We start from the raw sequence: 15,208 nt of genomic DNA, 5'->3' as shown, positions 1-15,208 counted from the left end.
ATTTTAAGAGTTAAAACGCAGGATCCCAGTCAACTTCGATCCGTTGAGCTTGGCGATCAACAACTTTGATCACTTGCTCTTCAAGAAACGGAATTAACCGTTCCTTTTGGCCGAAAGCATCTTTCAGATTCGCTTTCACCACGAGAACATCGTTGGAGCCTGTTTCCATCATATCGGTTACCACGCCAAGGTCGTAGCCGTTAGTGGTCACTACTTGCATTCCAAACAATTCACGCCAGTAGAACTCATCTTCTGACAATTCTGGTAGTGATGCGGGGTCAATGGCAATTTCAAAGTTAGTCAGCAGATGTGCATCTTCGCGGACATCAAGCCCTTGAAGTTTTACCACCCAACCTTTGTTGTGGCGTTTCCAGCCTTCTACTTTGTATTCCACCCACTCGCCCTTTTGGTCAATATACCAAGGGCTGTAATCAAAAATACTTTCTGGATTGTCTGTGTAGGAAAAAACTTTAAGCCAGCCACGAATGCCGTAAGAAGAACCTAATTTTCCCACAACCAATTTTTCGTTTTGCTTGCTCATCGTCTCTTTACCTTTCATCGACATAAACTAGTTACTACTTAACAGTAATAATTAAGCCGCTTTTTGAGCGGTTTTAACTAGCTGTGCTACGCGATCAGACAGAGATGCGCCTTGTGAAACCCAGTGGTTCACGCGATCTAGGTCTAGACGCAGGCCTTCTTCTTGACCAGTAGCAGTAGGGTTAAAGAAACCTACTTTCTCGATGAAACGGCCAGTTGCTGAGTTGCGGCTGTCAGCTACAACGATTTGATAGAATGGACGCTTTTTCGCGCCGTGACGTGCCAAACGAATGGTTACCATGTCGTCCTCTTTGCTTTTCAAAAATAAAATTAACCCCGAAAACCACTTTGCAAAAAATTCACAAAATCAGTTTAGGGTCTCGTGCCAAAATAAAGCCTCGGGATTTTACTCTTATTCCGAGGCTTTGCAAGGGGTTTAGCTACTTTTTCGCCAGCTTAAAGCGCTACAAATTACCGTGATTCAGTTAACAAATTGGAAAGTTCACTGAACACTCAAGCGGTTGCGTGCGAGTGAATTAACGACCGAAGAAACCGCCGCCGAAACCACCACGGCCACCGCCGCCCATCAGGCCTTGCATGTTACGCATCATGCCTTTCATGCCACCTTGTTGCATTTTCTTCATCATCTTCTGCATCTGGGTAAATTGCTTGAGCAGGCGGTTTACGTCTTGCACTTGGGTACCGGAACCCGCAGCAATCCGCTTTTTGCGTGAGCCTTTGATGAGGTCTGGGTTTTGACGCTCTTTCATGGTCATTGAGTTGATGATGGCTTCCATCTGTTTGAAAACGCGATCATCCACTTTGTCTTTCATATCCGCAGGCAGTTGAGACATTCCGGGCAGTTTATCGAGCATCCCCATCATGCCGCCCATGTTTTTCATCTGACCTAACTGCTCACGAAAGTCTTCTAAATCAAAGCCTTTCTTCTCTTTGAATTTTTTCGCGAGTTTTTCGGCTTTCTCTTGGTCAACATTGCGCTGCAGATCTTCGATCAGCGACAGTACATCGCCCATACCAAGAATGCGTGAAGCAATACGATCCGGATGGAAAGGCTCTAAGGCATCGGTTTTCTCGCCGACACCGATAAATTTAATCGGTTTACCGGTAATATGGCGTACCGACAACGCCGCACCGCCACGGGCATCACCATCGACCTTGGTTAGAATCACCCCGGTCAGTGGCAATGCATCACCAAACGCTTTCGCGGTATTGGCGGCATCTTGACCCGTCATGGCATCGACCACGAACAGGGTTTCAACCGGATTGATCGCTTTATGCAGCGCTTGGATCTCCGCCATCATCTGCTCATCAATCGCCAAACGACCTGCGGTATCGACAATCAGTACGTCGTAGAATTTCTTCTTAGCGTGATCAATTGCAGCGTTAGCGATATCAATCGGTTTTTGATCCGGTGTGGACGGGAAGAAATCAACGCCTAAATCATTGGCTAATGTTTCGAGCTGCTTGATCGCCGCTGGGCGATACACGTCGGCGGAAACCACCAACACTTTCTTCTTATCACGCTCTTTTAGGAGCTTAGAGAGTTTGCCTACGGATGTGGTTTTACCCGCACCTTGCAAACCAGCCATCAAAATAACCGCTGGAGGCTGAGCGGCAAGATTCAACGCTTCGTTGGATTCGCCCATCACAGCTTCAAGTTGCTGGCGGACGATTTTGATGAACTCTTGACCCGGAGTCAGAGATTTGGAAACCTCGACCCCCACCGCGCCTTCTTTAACGCGATTGACGAAATCACGAACGACAGGCAGCGCAACGTCCGCCTCTAACAGCGCCATGCGCACTTCGCGCAGGGTATCTTTAATGTTGTCTTCAGTAAGACGACCTTTGCCGCTGATATTTTTCAGCGTTTTGGACAATCGATCGGTTAAATTCTCAAACATCTTTTTTCTCTTCGCTAAGCGGCGATAAATTGGCGTGAGTATACCTTAGACAAACGGACAGGCATACCCGTTACCCAATGCTCACATTCACGAATATCATTTTGAGCCATATTTTGTGCTCTAACCTCTCAAAAACGAAGGTGATACAAAGTAGCCCATTAGCACAGAGCAAGGTATAATTCGCCCACTTAACCCTTATCTATGTGGCAGGTATGGACAACTTAATCGCGATTGCCGCGGCGATGTTATATCTCTTGTCGATTGCGACCATCGTACCCGGGCTGGTCAATCAAACCGGGATCCGAGCAAAAACCGTGTTTATCAGTGCAGCGATTGCACTGCTGTTTCATGGCTGGTTACTGAGTGATTTGATCCTACACAGCAGTGGGCAAAACCTGAGTATCCTTAATGTGGCTTCTTTGATTAGCTTCATCATCTCTTTAGCGATGAGCTTAGCCATGTTCAAAACTCGCCTCTGGTTTTTGCTGCCTGTTGCCTACAGTTTTTCTGCCATTAACCTTTCTGCAGCCACATTCTTACCGGGAACTTTTATTACCCATTTGGAAAGTGATCCCAAACTGCTGCTGCACATCTCTTTAGCGCTATTCTCTTACTCAACGTTGAGCATCGGAGCCTTGTATGCACTGCAGCTTGCTTGGCTCGACCATAAGCTGAAAAGTAAAAAAGTCTTCTCTATCAATCCTAATTTACCGCCTCTGCTGCTGGTTGAGCGTCAGTTATTTAAGATCATTTTGATTGGTAACTTGCTGCTCACAGGTACCTTGTTGACTGGTTTTATCTTTGTGCAAGATATGTTTGCCCAAGGCAAAGCCCATAAAGGCATCCTCTCGTTTGTCGCATGGATTGTGTATTCTATTTTGCTTTGGGGTCATTACCGTAAAGGCTGGCGCGGTAAAAAAGTGACTTGGTTTGCGGTCGCAGGCGCTACGTTACTCACCTTGGCTTACTTCGGTAGCCGTTTTGTACGTGAAATCATTCTGCGCTGAACAAGATTCATCGAGCTGTCATTTGACACTCGCAATACATTCAGCCTTTAATTAGAACTCTGTCATAAGGAAAATTCGCGTTTTGGACGACATATCAACGGGTATCTTATTTGCGCTACTCGCGTGTCTCATCATTATTTCCGCCTATTTCTCCGGTTCTGAAACCGGCATGATGGCTCTCAACCGTTACCGTTTAAAGCATTTGGCCAACAGCGACCATAAAGGTGCTAAACGTGTTGAAAAGCTACTGGATCGTCCAGATCGTTTGATTGGCTTAATCCTGATTGGTAACAACCTCGTCAATATCCTCGCCTCTGCGATTGCCACCATTATCGGTATGCGCCTGTATGGCGATTTAGGTGTCGCAATTGCCACGGGGGCCTTAACTTTAGTGATTCTGGTGTTTGCCGAAGTCACGCCTAAAACTCTAGCCGCGCTTTACCCAGAGCGAGTCTCTTACGCCAGCAGCGTGTTACTGACGATTTTGATGAAGCTGCTTTCACCTTTGGTGCTGTTCGTTAACTTGATGACCAATGGCTTGATCCGCATTCTCGGCATCTCACCGAAACATGGCAAAGGCGATCATTTAAGCTCAGAAGAGTTACGTACTGTGGTTAATGAAGCGGGAGGACTCATCCCTCGCCGCCACCAAGATATGCTGCTGTCGATCCTCGATTTAGAACACGTCACCGTCAACGACATCATGATCCCGCGTAATGAGATAACGGGGATCAATATCAATGATGATTGGAAGTCGATTGTGCGTCAGTTAGTCCATTCACCACATGGGCGAGTCGTACTGTACCGTGACAAGATTGACGAAGTGGTCGGGATTTTGCGTTTACGTGAAGCCTCACGCTTTATGCTTGAGAAGAACGACTTTAACAAAGAGATGCTGCTGCGCGCTGCGGATGAGATTTACTTTATCCCTGAAGGTACACCGCTTAACGTTCAGCTGCTCAAATTCCAACGTAATAAAGAACGCATTGGTTTAATCGTGGATGAATACGGTGAAATCATTGGTTTAACCACGCTCGAAGATATTTTGGAAGAGATTGTCGGTGAATTTACCACATCCATGTCTCCAAGCTTGGCCGATGAAATTACTCCACAAGGTGATGGCAGTTTCTTGATTGAAGGCAGCGCCAATATTCGTGACATTAACAAGAGCCTGAAATGGAAGCTTCCTACCGATGGACCACGAACCTTAAACGGTTTGATTTTGGAGCACCTTGAAGAGATCCCAGCGAGCCATCTGAGTGTGAAAGTGGCACAGCACAAAATGGAAATCCTCGAGCTGGAAGAGAATCGGATTAAGTTGGTCAAAGTTTACCCAAGAAAAACCAAAGTCAGCTTGGTTTAAGTTAAGCACTCAAACAAAAGCCCGAACTCAACTTCGGGCTTTTGTATTTTTAACGTTTACAGAACCGACTTAGTGAACCTTCAGCTCATTGAGCATAGATTCGGGCAGCGCCAACTCATCGTTACGGTTAACCGAGATGCCTGCCGCAATCACGTTTTTCGCAATCGCTTTGGCTTCTTCGAGCGAGTGCATCGCCGCAGTGCCGCACTGGTACTCATTCAGCTCAGGAATTTGCTCTTGGCTTTCAACTTTCAACACATCTTGCATTGCGGCTAGCCATGCTTGTGCCACTTGCTGTTCTGTCGGCGCACCAATCAAGCTCATGTAGAAACCTGTACGGCAACCCATTGGTGAAATATCGATGATCTCCACTTGGCTGCCGTTAAGGTGATTGCGCATAAAGCCCGCGTAGAGATGCTCTAGAGTATGGATACCGCGCTCAGACAAGATATCTTTGTTTGGCATAGTAAAACGCAAATCAAATACGGTAATCGTATCCCCTTTTGGGGTTTGCATGGTTTTGGCAACACGCACCGCCGGTGCATTCATACGAGTATGATCGACGGTAAAACTGTCTAATAATGGCATTTCCTTTCTCCCTTTCTGGCTCGCTTACTGCGCACCACTAAAACTAAATTAACTCACCGCCTGTAGGTAGGCAAAATATTGCGTTAGGTAAGCATCAAAATTGAGCGTCTCTTTCGCTTCAATGTCGGCTTGGGCTTGAGTTGAGCGGCGCACTTCCTGCTCCATCTCATCTTGTGAGTAGAACTGGTATTGGTGCTGTAAATTGACCGCTCGGTACTCGTTACCTAACGCGCAGCCTGTTTTACCTAAGCCGCCGTGCTGTTTAATTTCTGCTAGGATTTGTGCCGAGAGCGTCAGCTCAGGATTTTCGATCCAAGTCTCTAGTTTGGCACACACCGCTTGGTAGGCATCGCCGCCGAGAGCCGCATCCATAGTTTCAGCAATCACACGCAGATCGGCAAACACACGCTTCGCCCACGCTTGCAAGGTCAACACTTCACCATGGCAGCCAATTTGCAGTTCTAAGCCAGGCTTGCGACCTTCCAGTACCACTTTACGCCAGTTGTCGCGCCAACAAGCCAGTTCACAGCCATCCATAGGATCAGAATCTGACAGCGCTGTCCATGCTAAGAATAGGTCGAGGAAACGAACCTGATCTTCATTAATTCCAATCGGGCTAAATGGGTTCACATCGAGCGAGCGCACTTCAATATATTCCACCCCTGCACGCGCTAGGGCTTGCGAAGGCCGCTCGCCACTTTGTGTCACACGTTTCGGACGAATCGGCGCATACAGCTCATTTTCAATTTGCAGTACGTTGCTATTGAGCTGGCGATATTCTCCCTCTACTTTCACACCCAGTTTGGCAAACTCGGCTGAGGGGGTGCGGATCGCTTCATTCAACCCTTGCAGATACTGCTCTATGCTATTGAAACCAATTTGCAGCACACTTTGCGCGCTGTTGGTGTAGCCCAAATCGCTTAGACGCAGCGAGGTGGCATAAGGCAGATACAAGGTTTTACCAATGGACTCGAACGGCAGATCGGTTTTGCGACCTTGTAAAAAAGATGAGCAGAGTGCGGGGGAAGCGCCAAACAGATACGGGATCAGCCAACCAAAACGGTAGTAATTACGAATGACACCAAAATAGGCCGCAGATTTACTCGCTTGACGAGCAGACTCTTCTTGCTCACCAAACAAGGCATCCCAGAAACTTTCTGGGAATGAAAAATTGAAATGTACTCCGGAAATAATCTGCATCAGGCTGCCATAACGACGCTTGAGCCCTTCACGGTACAAGGTTTTCATTTTTCCAGTGTTCGACGAACCGTATTGTGCCAGCACTATCCCCTCTTCACTGCCAACGTAGCAAGGCATGGAGAGAGGCCAAAGTTTTTCATCGCCCAGCTTGGTCTGCGCGAAATGGTGAATATCCGACATCTGCGCCAGCAGAGTATCGACTTCATGCGAGACAGGGGTGATGAACTCCAGCAAGGACTCCGCAAAATCTGTGGTGATCCAACGGTGAGTTAATGCCGCTCCCAGTGCTTTCGGGTGTGGCGTTTGCGTGAGAGCACCTTCCGGCGTGTAACGCAGCGATTCGCGCTCCAATCCACGGCTAAACTTTTGAAATACTTCTGGTTTGTTTGCAACTGTTTGTAGTCGCTCGGCAAATTTACTCAAAATACGCTTCGCTTATGTAGGTGGTTCCAGTCGCACGCCGCCTGTTAAGCGTAGTGCTTAAGCAGCATAGCGAGTTTGGGGCGCAATCCGCCCCACTATTAAATGTGTACTCTAACGGATGATTTCAAGCTCTTCTAGCGGAATGCCTAACTTTTCCAACTGCGGCTTGAGTCGCTTGGCATCGCCCACCACAATAATTTGGTAATCCTCAGGATTGAACCATTTGGCCGCCAGCTCATTGAGTGTTGAGCGATCAACGCTTTTCACTATCTCATTACGTTGCTGCAGATAATCACGATCTAAACTGTACGTCAGAATACTGGAGACAAGTTGAGCTTTCTGCGCGGGTGTTTCATACATCAGCGCATCTTGTTGACCGACAGCGAGACGTAAAAATTTCATCTCTTCCTCGCTCATCCCCGCTTGGCTGAAATGATGCATCTCTTTGATCATTTCTTGAATCGCTTCAACGGTCACATCCGCACGTACTGGAGCGTTAAATACAATGGCTCCAATCTCACGGTTACTGGCAAAATAGCTTCCTGCGCCGTAGGTATATCCTTTGTCTTCACGCAGATTTTGGTTTATCCGGCTATTGAAGTTACCTGCTAAGTTAAAATTCGCCAATTGAGTTAAGTACAGCTCACCTGTGGCATCAAAAGGAAGCCCTTTACGCACCATACGGATGATACTTTGCGGCGCTCCCGGCTTATCCACTAAATAGATTTTCTGCTTAGTTAACGTTGGCACTACTTGTGGGTTAATCAGCGGGGCCGCTTCGCCTTTCCAATCGGCAATAAACTGTAACTGCTGACGAATTTCTCGCGCACTGATATCCCCCACTACCGCAATTTGTGCACCATGCGGGGTGTAATGTTGACGGTAGAATTGCTTCACGTCCTTCAAGGTCAAGGCAGAGATAGAAGCTTGCGTACCATCACCGGAGCGGGCAAACAAACTCTCCCCCCATAATACTTGGCGGGTGGCTTGCGATGCTAACCAGCTCGGTTGCTGGTGTTGGTAAACCACGCCTTGCAACATTTGCTGCTGTAAACGTGCAAAATCACTCTGTTTGAAAGCAGGTTTGAGCAGCATCTCTTGGCTGATTTGCAACGTCTCCGGCAAGTTTTTCTTCAAACTCGATACCACAATGCTGGTTGAATAGGCTCCCGCCACGACTTGAATGCTTGAGCCGAGCTTATCCAGTTGCGCTTGAATGGCTTCGGCGCTACGGTTTTGGCTGCCTTCTTGCAGCAGGCTGGCGGTTAAGTTAGCCAAGCCTTCTTTCCCCATCGCGACTTGACGCTCGCCCGCAGGTAATTGAATTTCAATCAGTACTGTCGGAGTTTCACGAGTTTGCGTGCCAAGCAGTTGTACGCCGTTGTCAAAATAGACATCGTACAGTTTAGGTAAACGTGGCTGAACCGCTTGTGCCACTTGCGGCATCTGCGAGCGATCAAAGCTGTCTTTGACTTCGCGATAGGCAAGCTGCTCATCACCAATTTTTTGATATTCCGGCAGTTGACGTTCCGGAGTGATAAAGGTTGCCGGACGTACCGCAAAGTCCGTTTTGCCTTTTGCCACTACACTAAGTGTCACTTTCGGCTGGCCATCCAGATAGCGAGTGAACACCTGCTTCACCGACTCTGGTGTCACTGCGCGGATTTTCTCTAGCTGACTTTCAATGCGATCTGGCTGATCAAAAAAGGTTTGGTTGGCCGCCAATTGGCTGACTTTACCTTTGACACTCTCTAGCGCAAATACAGCACTGGCCTCTTCTGAGCCGATGATCTGTTCTAGACGCGAAGCAGAGACACCCTGCTGCTTAAACTTTTCCAGCACTTGCAGGGTTTCTTGATACAGTGGGGCGAGCTTACCTTTGGCTCCCGAGGGAGCCATGGCATACACATAAAAGGTACAGGCGAGTTCAGCACAGTCTTGGAATGCGCCCGCATCAACCGCCTTTTGAGTTTTCACCAGCTCTTGATAGAGCAGGCTGTTGTTGCCACTGCCTAGGGCACTGGCTAGAGCATCCAGTGCGACTTGATCCTCTGCGCCCCAATATTGCGTTGGCCACCCTATGAGCAGCATCGGCTGCTGCACACGATCTTCCAACGTAATAAAACGATCTTCACTCAACCGTGCTGGCTGCTTCGGTGCATCTACCACATCTGGGCCTTTCGGAATCGAGCCAAAGTATTTTTGAACCCAATCTAAGGTTTGTTTAACATCCAGATCGCCACCTATGGTTAACACCGCATTATTTGGGCCATACCAACGTAGGAAAAAGGCTTTTAAATCATTGACATCAACTCGGTCTAAATCACTGACATAACCAATCGTTTGCCAAGAATAAGGGTGCCCTTCGGGATAAAGCGCTTCACCCATTTTTTCCCACATCAAGCCATAAGGGCGGTTGTCATAATTCTGAGCGCGCTCATTTTTCACGGTATCACGCTGGATCTCAAACTTGCGCTGCGAAACCGCATCGAGCAAAAAGCCCATTCGATCCGCCTCAAGCCACAACATTTTTTCTAATTGATTGGCCGGAACCGTTTCAAAATAGTTGGTACGGTCGCGGTTGGTGGTGCCATTGAGCGAGCCGCCCGCTTCAGTGATCAAACGAAAATGCTGCTGATCGCCGACATGTTTAGAGCCTTGGAACATCATGTGCTCAAAGAAATGAGCAAAGCCCGATTTACCAATCTCCTCACGAGCGGAACCCACGTGATAGGTTACATCAACATGCACCAAGGGATCGGAGTCATCCGGTGAAAGGATCACGGTCAGTCCATTATCCAAACGATACTTCGAGTACGGGATCATGACTTTACCCGGTTCGGCTTTCACCTCTTCGACCAAGGTGACGCCTTTCGGCAAAGAAGAAAACAGCGGCAACGATGAGTCAGAACTACTGCATCCCGCTAATAACAAAAGAGAAAATCCAAACAACGCGACTTTTCTCATCACATCTCCTTAAAACAAACCGTAATACAACGCAGCAAGCAATGAATAACGCAGCGCCTTACCTATCAAAATCATCAAAAATGCAGGGAGTACGTTTAAACGCAGCCAACCTGCCGCTAAACAGAGTGGGTCACCAATAATCGGCAACCAACTCCCAAGCAACGCCCAATAACCGTAACGCTGCAACCAGAGCTTGGCTTTATGACCTTGTTTTTGTGAATCAGTTCGATGCGGCAGCCATAAACCTAACGCGTAGTTGGTCATGCCACCTAAAGTGTTCCCGGCCGTTGACACCGCAACGATGAGCCAAACCGGATGTTGAGCGAGCGATAAACTCGCCAACAACGCCGCTTCTGAGCCGCCCGGTAATAATGTTGCACTGAGAAAACCACTCCAGAACAGTAAGCTCAGCGGCGATTCAGCAAAGAGAGAAGTGAGTAGCGCAGAAGAGTCATTCCACCAATCTAGCATTTCATATCAAGAAGCAACTTGCCTCGCGTGTGTCCGGATTCAATCTGCTCATGGGCTTGCGCGGCGTCTAACAGTGAATAGATGTGCTGAATTTCGATTTTCAGTAGCCCGACACTGACCATATACAGCATGGTATCGAGCTGCTCTGGATTCGGATCTACCAACATGCCCGTAGCTTCAAAACCGAGTAGCTTGGCTTTTTCGCAGATAAGCTCGGCGGTTAACGTCGGTACAGTAATGACGCGAGCGTTATCTTTTAGGCATTTAAGCGCATCCAACGCCGCCTCTCCCCCCACCAGATCGATCAACACATCCACCTCTTCTAAACGCTGAGAGACGGGCGCAAATTGGTAATTGATCGCATGAGCGCCAAGCGTGGCCAGATAGTCTAAATTCGCTTCACTGCAAGTGGTAAATACTTCAGTCTTAGCGGCGAGTGCAATTTGCACCGCGATATGCCCAACGCCACCCGCCCCTGCAAGGATTAACACACGTTCACCTTCTTGGACTTGCGCTTTGCTCAAGGCTTGCGCGGCGGTTTGCCCCGCAAGGGGCAGTGCGGCAGCCGCTTCGAGCGTTACTGCATCAGGAACCAAACTCAATTCCTGCTCAGGCACACAAACATACTGACTGTAACCACCACCGCGCAATGGGAAACCAATAAATCCCGCCACATTATCCCGCTCTTTAAGGCGGCTAACTCCCTCGCCTAACGCCACAACTCGTCCGGAGATATCGTAACCGGGTGTCCACGGCAGTTTGTCTTTATTTTGTGCTGCCGCCCATCCTAACCCCGCCCGGGTTTTCACATCGATAGGGTTAACACTCGCGAAAGCAACTTTCACTAATACTTCACCCGCTTTGGGGGTAGGAATTGGCGCACTTTGCATGGCCAACACATCCGGTGTACCAAATTGGGTAATGACGATTCGTTTGTTTTCCATTTCCACTATCCCTATCGCGCGAATAAAAAGGGATGCCGAAGCATCCCTTTGAATATATACCAATTTCTTTTAAGTCGTTAACTTTGCATCGCCATTTTGCGCAAAGTGCAACCAACTCATGCTTAACCCACTAGAGCCAGCAACACACCTGCCGCTACCGCTGAGCCCAAAACACCAGCCACATTTGGCCCCATGGCATGCATCAATAAGAAGTTTTGCGGGTTGGCCTCTAGGCCCACTTTATTGACGACTCGAGCGGCCATAGGTACCGCAGAAACACCCGCAGCACCGATCAGTGGGTTGATATCCTCTTTGGAAAATTTATTGAGGATCTTCGCCATAATCACCCCACCCGCCGTGCCAATACTGAAAGCAGCCGCGCCGAGTGCCAAAATACCTAAGGTTTCCAAATTGAGGAAAGTCTCGGCTTGCAATTTAGAGCCGACCCCCAAGCCTAAGAAAATGGTGACGATATTGATCAGCTCGTTTTGCGCGGTTTTGGACAAACGATCCACCACACCCGCTTCACGCATCAGATTCCCCAAGCAGAACATGCCGACCAAGGGTGTTGCCGCAGGCAAAAACAGAATGGTCATTAGCAGCACCACGAGTGGAAACACGATTTTCTCGGTTTTACCCACGTGGCGTAGCTGAGCCATCTTGATTTTACGCTCTTCCGGCGTCGTCAAGGCCTTCATGATCGGTGGTTGAATAATCGGAACCAGCGCCATATAGCTATACGCAGCGACCGCAATTGCCCCGAGCAAATCCGGCGATAACTGGCTGGCAAGGAAAATGGCCGTTGGACCATCCGCTCCACCAATGATTGCAATCGACGAGGCATCAGCCATAGAGAATTCCATGCCCGGTACAAAGTTGAGCAAAATGGCACCAAACAAGGTAGCAAAAATGCCTAACTGAGCCGCAGCGCCTAACCACAAGGTTTTCGGGTTGGCAATCAGTGCACCGAAGTCCGTCATCGCTCCCACGCCCATAAAGATCAGCAATGGGAAAACGCCTGACTCAATACCGATATGGTAAACGTAGTACAGCAAGCCACCGGGCTCGGTAAATCCTGCATTAGGAATATTGGCTAACACTGCACCAAAACCAATCGGCAGCAGCAATAACGGCTCAAAGCCTTTACGAATGGCCAGAAACAGTAGCGTACAGCCGACCAAGATCATGATGATCTGCCCTAGCTCAAAATTGGCAATACCCGTCTCTTGCCATAGGGTAATTAATCCGTCCATGATTTTCCCTTATGCCAAGCTCAGCAGTGAGGCGCCAACGCGAACGCTGTCGCCTTCTTTGACATGCAGTTCCTGAATCACACCACTGCGCGCTGCACGGATTTCAGTTTCCATCTTCATCGCTTCTAACACGATAAGCACATCACCTTCTGCCACTTCATCGCCTTGTTCAACTTGGATTTTAAAGATGGTCCCCGCCAAAGGGGCAGCAACCGCTTCTGCGCCTTGAGTGGGTGTTGCAACAGCCAGTTTTGGTGCTGCTTTTTGGCCAGCGGGTACCACTGAGGTCAATTGACCTTGTGAACCCACTTCAACGTCATACACCACGCCGTCCACTTTCACACTGTAGCTCTCGATACCTGCTGCAGGTTTGGTGCTCGCAGGGGCGGTAGCCACCGGAGCGGGCTCTTTGCCCGGCGCAGGTTCAAACGCCTCTGGATTATGGCGATTTTTCAGGAATTTCAGGCCAACTTGTGGAAACAGCGCATAAGTCAGAACATCATCGACCTTCGCATCCGCTAAGGTGATTTTTTCTACTTGCGCTTTTTCAAGCAGCTCTTTAGTGAGATGGTCAAGTTCATCTTGCAGAAGATCAGCAGGACGACAAGTAATCGCTTGTCCACCTTCTAATACGCGTGCTTGCAGCTCAGCATTCACGCTAGCAGGCGTTGCACCGTATTCACCTTTAAGAACGCCTGCGGTTTCTTTGGTAATGCTCTTATAGCGCTCACCGGTTAACACGTTGATCACCGCTTGAGTGCCGACAATCTGCGAGGTAGGAGTCACTAACGGAATAAACCCAAGATCCTGACGAACGCGAGGGATCTCTTCCAATACCTCATCGATACGGTGCGCGGCACCTTGCTCTTTCAACTGGCTTTCCATATTGGTCAGCATGCCGCCGGGCACCTGAGCAATCAGAATGCGCGAATCAACACCTTTTAACTGACCTTCAAACTTGGCGTATTTTTTACGAACCTCACGGAAGTAAGCCGCGATCGGTTCAAGTTGCTCCAATTTGAGTTGTGTATCACGTGGTGTATCCTGCAGCATAGCGACCACGGTTTCCGTGGGCGTATGGCCATAAGTCTGGCTCATTGAGGAAATCGCGGTATCAAGAATATCAATCCCCGCTTCCACCGCTTTGACTGCCGTAGCCGTAGATAAACCTGTTGTCGCGTGACAATGCAGCGCCAAAGGCACCGCGCAAGACTGCTTAATACGCGTGATTAACTCTTCGGCCTCATAAGGTTTGAGCAGACCCGACATGTCTTTGATACATAAAGAGTGGCAGCCGAGATCTTCAAGACGTTTTGCTAAATCCACCCAAGTTTGCGTGTTGTGCACAGGGCTCGTCGTGTAAGAGAGTGTTCCTTGCGCATGAGCGCCCACACCAATCGTCGCTTTTACCGCTTTTTCAAAATTGCGCACATCGTTCATCGCATCAAAAATACGGAATACATCCATGCCATTGACATGGGCGCGCTCGACAAATTTCTCGACGACATCATCCGCGTAATGACGATAACCGAGTAAGTTTTGGCCGCGCAGTAACATCTGCATTGGGGTATTCGGCATCGCTTTTTTCAAAGCGCGTAGACGTTCCCATGGATCTTCGCCAAGGAAACGGATGCAAGCATCAAACGTCGCTCCACCCCAAGTTTCCAACGACCAGTAACCGATTTTATCCAGCTCAGCCGCGATCGGCAGCATATCTTCAATACGCATACGCGTAGCAAAGAGCGATTGGTGGGCGTCACGTAGGACGACATCGGTGATGGCTAATGGTTTAGACATGCTCATTAACTCCTTTTAATCCTTGTAATCCAGACTACTGTTTCGCTGTCGCACTGCGGTGCTGATGCACAGCCGCGGCGATTGCCGCCACGACTTGTGGACTAACGGAATCAGTGACTGGTTGAACTTTTTGACTTTTCTTGGGCGTTGCAGCAGCCTCGGGTACCTCTTGCGGTATCACACGGGACATAAACTGAACGAGATAAACGAGAAGAGTAAGAAATAGGAATACCACAGCCATTCCGGTGACCATCAGAGTGGCGGCATCCAATAAGAGACTTCCAATATGTGTCATGTTGCTTCCTTTGCGTGTCATCCTGACATTCTTCGGTTTGTGCACATTTTTTGCGCTTAACGCAGAAGAAGTGGGATTATCTCGACTGAACAATAATTGTCAATTTGGTTACAAGCACTCTTTTAGCTCTGGCACAAACTGGAACAATAAATCATCACCTGAGATTGAAAACCAGCACAAGTGCAAGGCCAAGAGGCTGCTTTTTGACCGACTGAAGCTAACTTAGCGCGAAAGAGGGGCAAATACTGCGATGAAGTTAATATAGCGGGGAATATCCTTCACAAAACAATAAGTTGTAGCGCAAGGGTAAATGAGGTGTTTGCGAAATGTAAAAAAGCCCTGCATTTTCATGCAGGGCTTCTAATATGGCGCGCTCGAGAGGATTCGAACCTCTGACCGCCTGGTTCGTAGCCAGGTACTCTATCCAGCTGAGCTACG

Annotated in this window: 13 protein-coding genes; 2 read left to right on the top strand and 11 right to left on the bottom strand. The window is 48.6% G+C overall.

Going from position 1 to position 15,208, the window contains the following annotated elements:
- Positions 1 to 10: 10 nt before the first annotated feature.
- From rimM to ffh, 3 genes are all read right to left on the bottom strand, one after another.
- A complete protein-coding gene (gene rimM / locus T411_RS0116010) occupies positions 11 to 565 on the bottom strand; it encodes a ribosome maturation factor RimM (RefSeq protein ID WP_000061906.1) in 555 nt (184 codons plus the stop codon).
- Between the two features lie 27 nt (positions 566 to 592).
- Positions 593 to 841, bottom strand: a complete 249-nt coding sequence (gene rpsP, locus T411_RS0116005; RefSeq protein ID WP_000256449.1) for a 30S ribosomal protein S16 — start codon at positions 839 to 841, stop codon at positions 593 to 595.
- Between the two features lie 235 nt (positions 842 to 1,076).
- A complete protein-coding gene (gene ffh, locus T411_RS0116000) occupies positions 1,077 to 2,462 on the bottom strand; it encodes a signal recognition particle protein (protein ID WP_000462721.1) in 1,386 nt (461 codons plus the stop codon).
- 212 nt (positions 2,463 to 2,674) lie between these two features.
- On the opposite strand from ffh, the gene T411_RS0115995 reads away from it, so the two are divergent.
- Positions 2,675 to 3,469, top strand: a complete 795-nt coding sequence (locus T411_RS0115995) for a cytochrome C assembly family protein (protein ID WP_000369278.1) — start codon at positions 2,675 to 2,677, stop codon at positions 3,467 to 3,469.
- Between the two features lie 82 nt (positions 3,470 to 3,551).
- Entirely contained in the window at positions 3,552 to 4,832 is a 1,281-nt protein-coding gene (locus T411_RS0115990) for an HlyC/CorC family transporter (protein WP_000340986.1), read from the top strand.
- Positions 4,833 to 4,901: 69 nt separating this feature from the next.
- On the opposite strand, the gene luxS is transcribed toward T411_RS0115990, so the two are convergent.
- From luxS to T411_RS0115950, 8 genes are all read right to left on the bottom strand, one after another.
- On the bottom strand, positions 4,902 to 5,420 hold the full coding sequence (gene luxS / locus T411_RS0115985; protein ID WP_001130227.1) for an S-ribosylhomocysteine lyase: 519 nt from the start codon (positions 5,418 to 5,420) through the stop codon (positions 4,902 to 4,904).
- 48 nt (positions 5,421 to 5,468) lie between these two features.
- Positions 5,469 to 7,043, bottom strand: coding sequence for a glutamate--cysteine ligase (gene gshA, locus T411_RS0115980; RefSeq protein WP_000032608.1), 1,575 nt, complete (start codon positions 7,041 to 7,043; stop codon positions 5,469 to 5,471).
- Between the two features lie 111 nt (positions 7,044 to 7,154).
- On the bottom strand, positions 7,155 to 10,010 hold the full coding sequence (locus tag T411_RS0115975) for a M16 family metallopeptidase (RefSeq protein WP_001233050.1): 2,856 nt from the start codon (positions 10,008 to 10,010) through the stop codon (positions 7,155 to 7,157).
- Positions 10,011 to 10,019: 9 nt separating this feature from the next.
- A complete protein-coding gene (locus T411_RS0115970) occupies positions 10,020 to 10,481 on the bottom strand; it encodes a YqaA family protein (protein WP_000888099.1) in 462 nt (153 codons plus the stop codon).
- A complete protein-coding gene (locus T411_RS0115965; RefSeq protein WP_000428698.1) occupies positions 10,475 to 11,425 on the bottom strand; it encodes an NADP-dependent oxidoreductase in 951 nt (316 codons plus the stop codon). Before T411_RS0115965 ends, T411_RS0115970 begins: the two co-directional genes overlap by 7 nt.
- Positions 11,426 to 11,547: 122 nt before the next feature.
- Positions 11,548 to 12,678: a sodium ion-translocating decarboxylase subunit beta gene (locus T411_RS0115960; protein WP_000348847.1), complete on the bottom strand. Its 1,131-nt coding sequence runs from the start codon at positions 12,676 to 12,678 to the stop codon at positions 11,548 to 11,550.
- Positions 12,679 to 12,687: 9 nt separating this feature from the next.
- The gene (gene oadA / locus T411_RS0115955) at positions 12,688 to 14,475 is read right to left on the bottom strand and encodes a sodium-extruding oxaloacetate decarboxylase subunit alpha (protein ID WP_000042727.1); all 1,788 of its coding nucleotides are present in this window, start codon (positions 14,473 to 14,475) and stop codon (positions 12,688 to 12,690) included.
- Positions 14,476 to 14,509: 34 nt separating this feature from the next.
- Entirely contained in the window at positions 14,510 to 14,770 is a 261-nt protein-coding gene (locus tag T411_RS0115950; protein ID WP_000148780.1) for an oxaloacetate decarboxylase subunit gamma, read from the bottom strand.
- Positions 14,771 to 15,208 lie beyond the last annotated feature (438 nt).

Origin of the sequence: Vibrio cholerae ATCC 14035 (genome assembly GCF_000621645.1) — a bacterium.
Taxonomy (GTDB): domain Bacteria; phylum Pseudomonadota; class Gammaproteobacteria; order Enterobacterales; family Vibrionaceae; genus Vibrio; species Vibrio cholerae.
Note: the sequence above shows the minus strand (reverse complement) of the source record. Positions and strands in the feature narration are given on the sequence as shown.

Coding starts and splice junctions, on each gene's coding strand:
- rimM (WP_000061906.1), bottom strand. CDS start 565: ATGTCGATGAAAGGTAAAGAGACGATGAGCAAGCAAAACGAAAAATTG.
- rpsP (WP_000256449.1), bottom strand. CDS start 841: ATGGTAACCATTCGTTTGGCACGTCACGGCGCGAAAAAGCGTCCATTC.
- ffh (WP_000462721.1), bottom strand. CDS start 2,462: ATGTTTGAGAATTTAACCGATCGATTGTCCAAAACGCTGAAAAATATC.
- T411_RS0115995 (WP_000369278.1), top strand. CDS start 2,675: ATGGACAACTTAATCGCGATTGCCGCGGCGATGTTATATCTCTTGTCG.
- luxS (WP_001130227.1), bottom strand. CDS start 5,420: ATGCCATTATTAGACAGTTTTACCGTCGATCATACTCGTATGAATGCA.
- T411_RS0115975 (WP_001233050.1), bottom strand. CDS start 10,010: ATGAGAAAAGTCGCGTTGTTTGGATTTTCTCTTTTGTTATTAGCGGGA.
- T411_RS0115970 (WP_000888099.1), bottom strand. CDS start 10,481: ATGCTAGATTGGTGGAATGACTCTTCTGCGCTACTCACTTCTCTCTTT.
- T411_RS0115965 (WP_000428698.1), bottom strand. CDS start 11,425: ATGGAAAACAAACGAATCGTCATTACCCAATTTGGTACACCGGATGTG.
- T411_RS0115960 (WP_000348847.1), bottom strand. CDS start 12,678: ATGGACGGATTAATTACCCTATGGCAAGAGACGGGTATTGCCAATTTT.
- oadA (WP_000042727.1), bottom strand. CDS start 14,475: ATGTCTAAACCATTAGCCATCACCGATGTCGTCCTACGTGACGCCCAC.
- T411_RS0115950 (WP_000148780.1), bottom strand. CDS start 14,770: ATGACACATATTGGAAGTCTCTTATTGGATGCCGCCACTCTGATGGTC.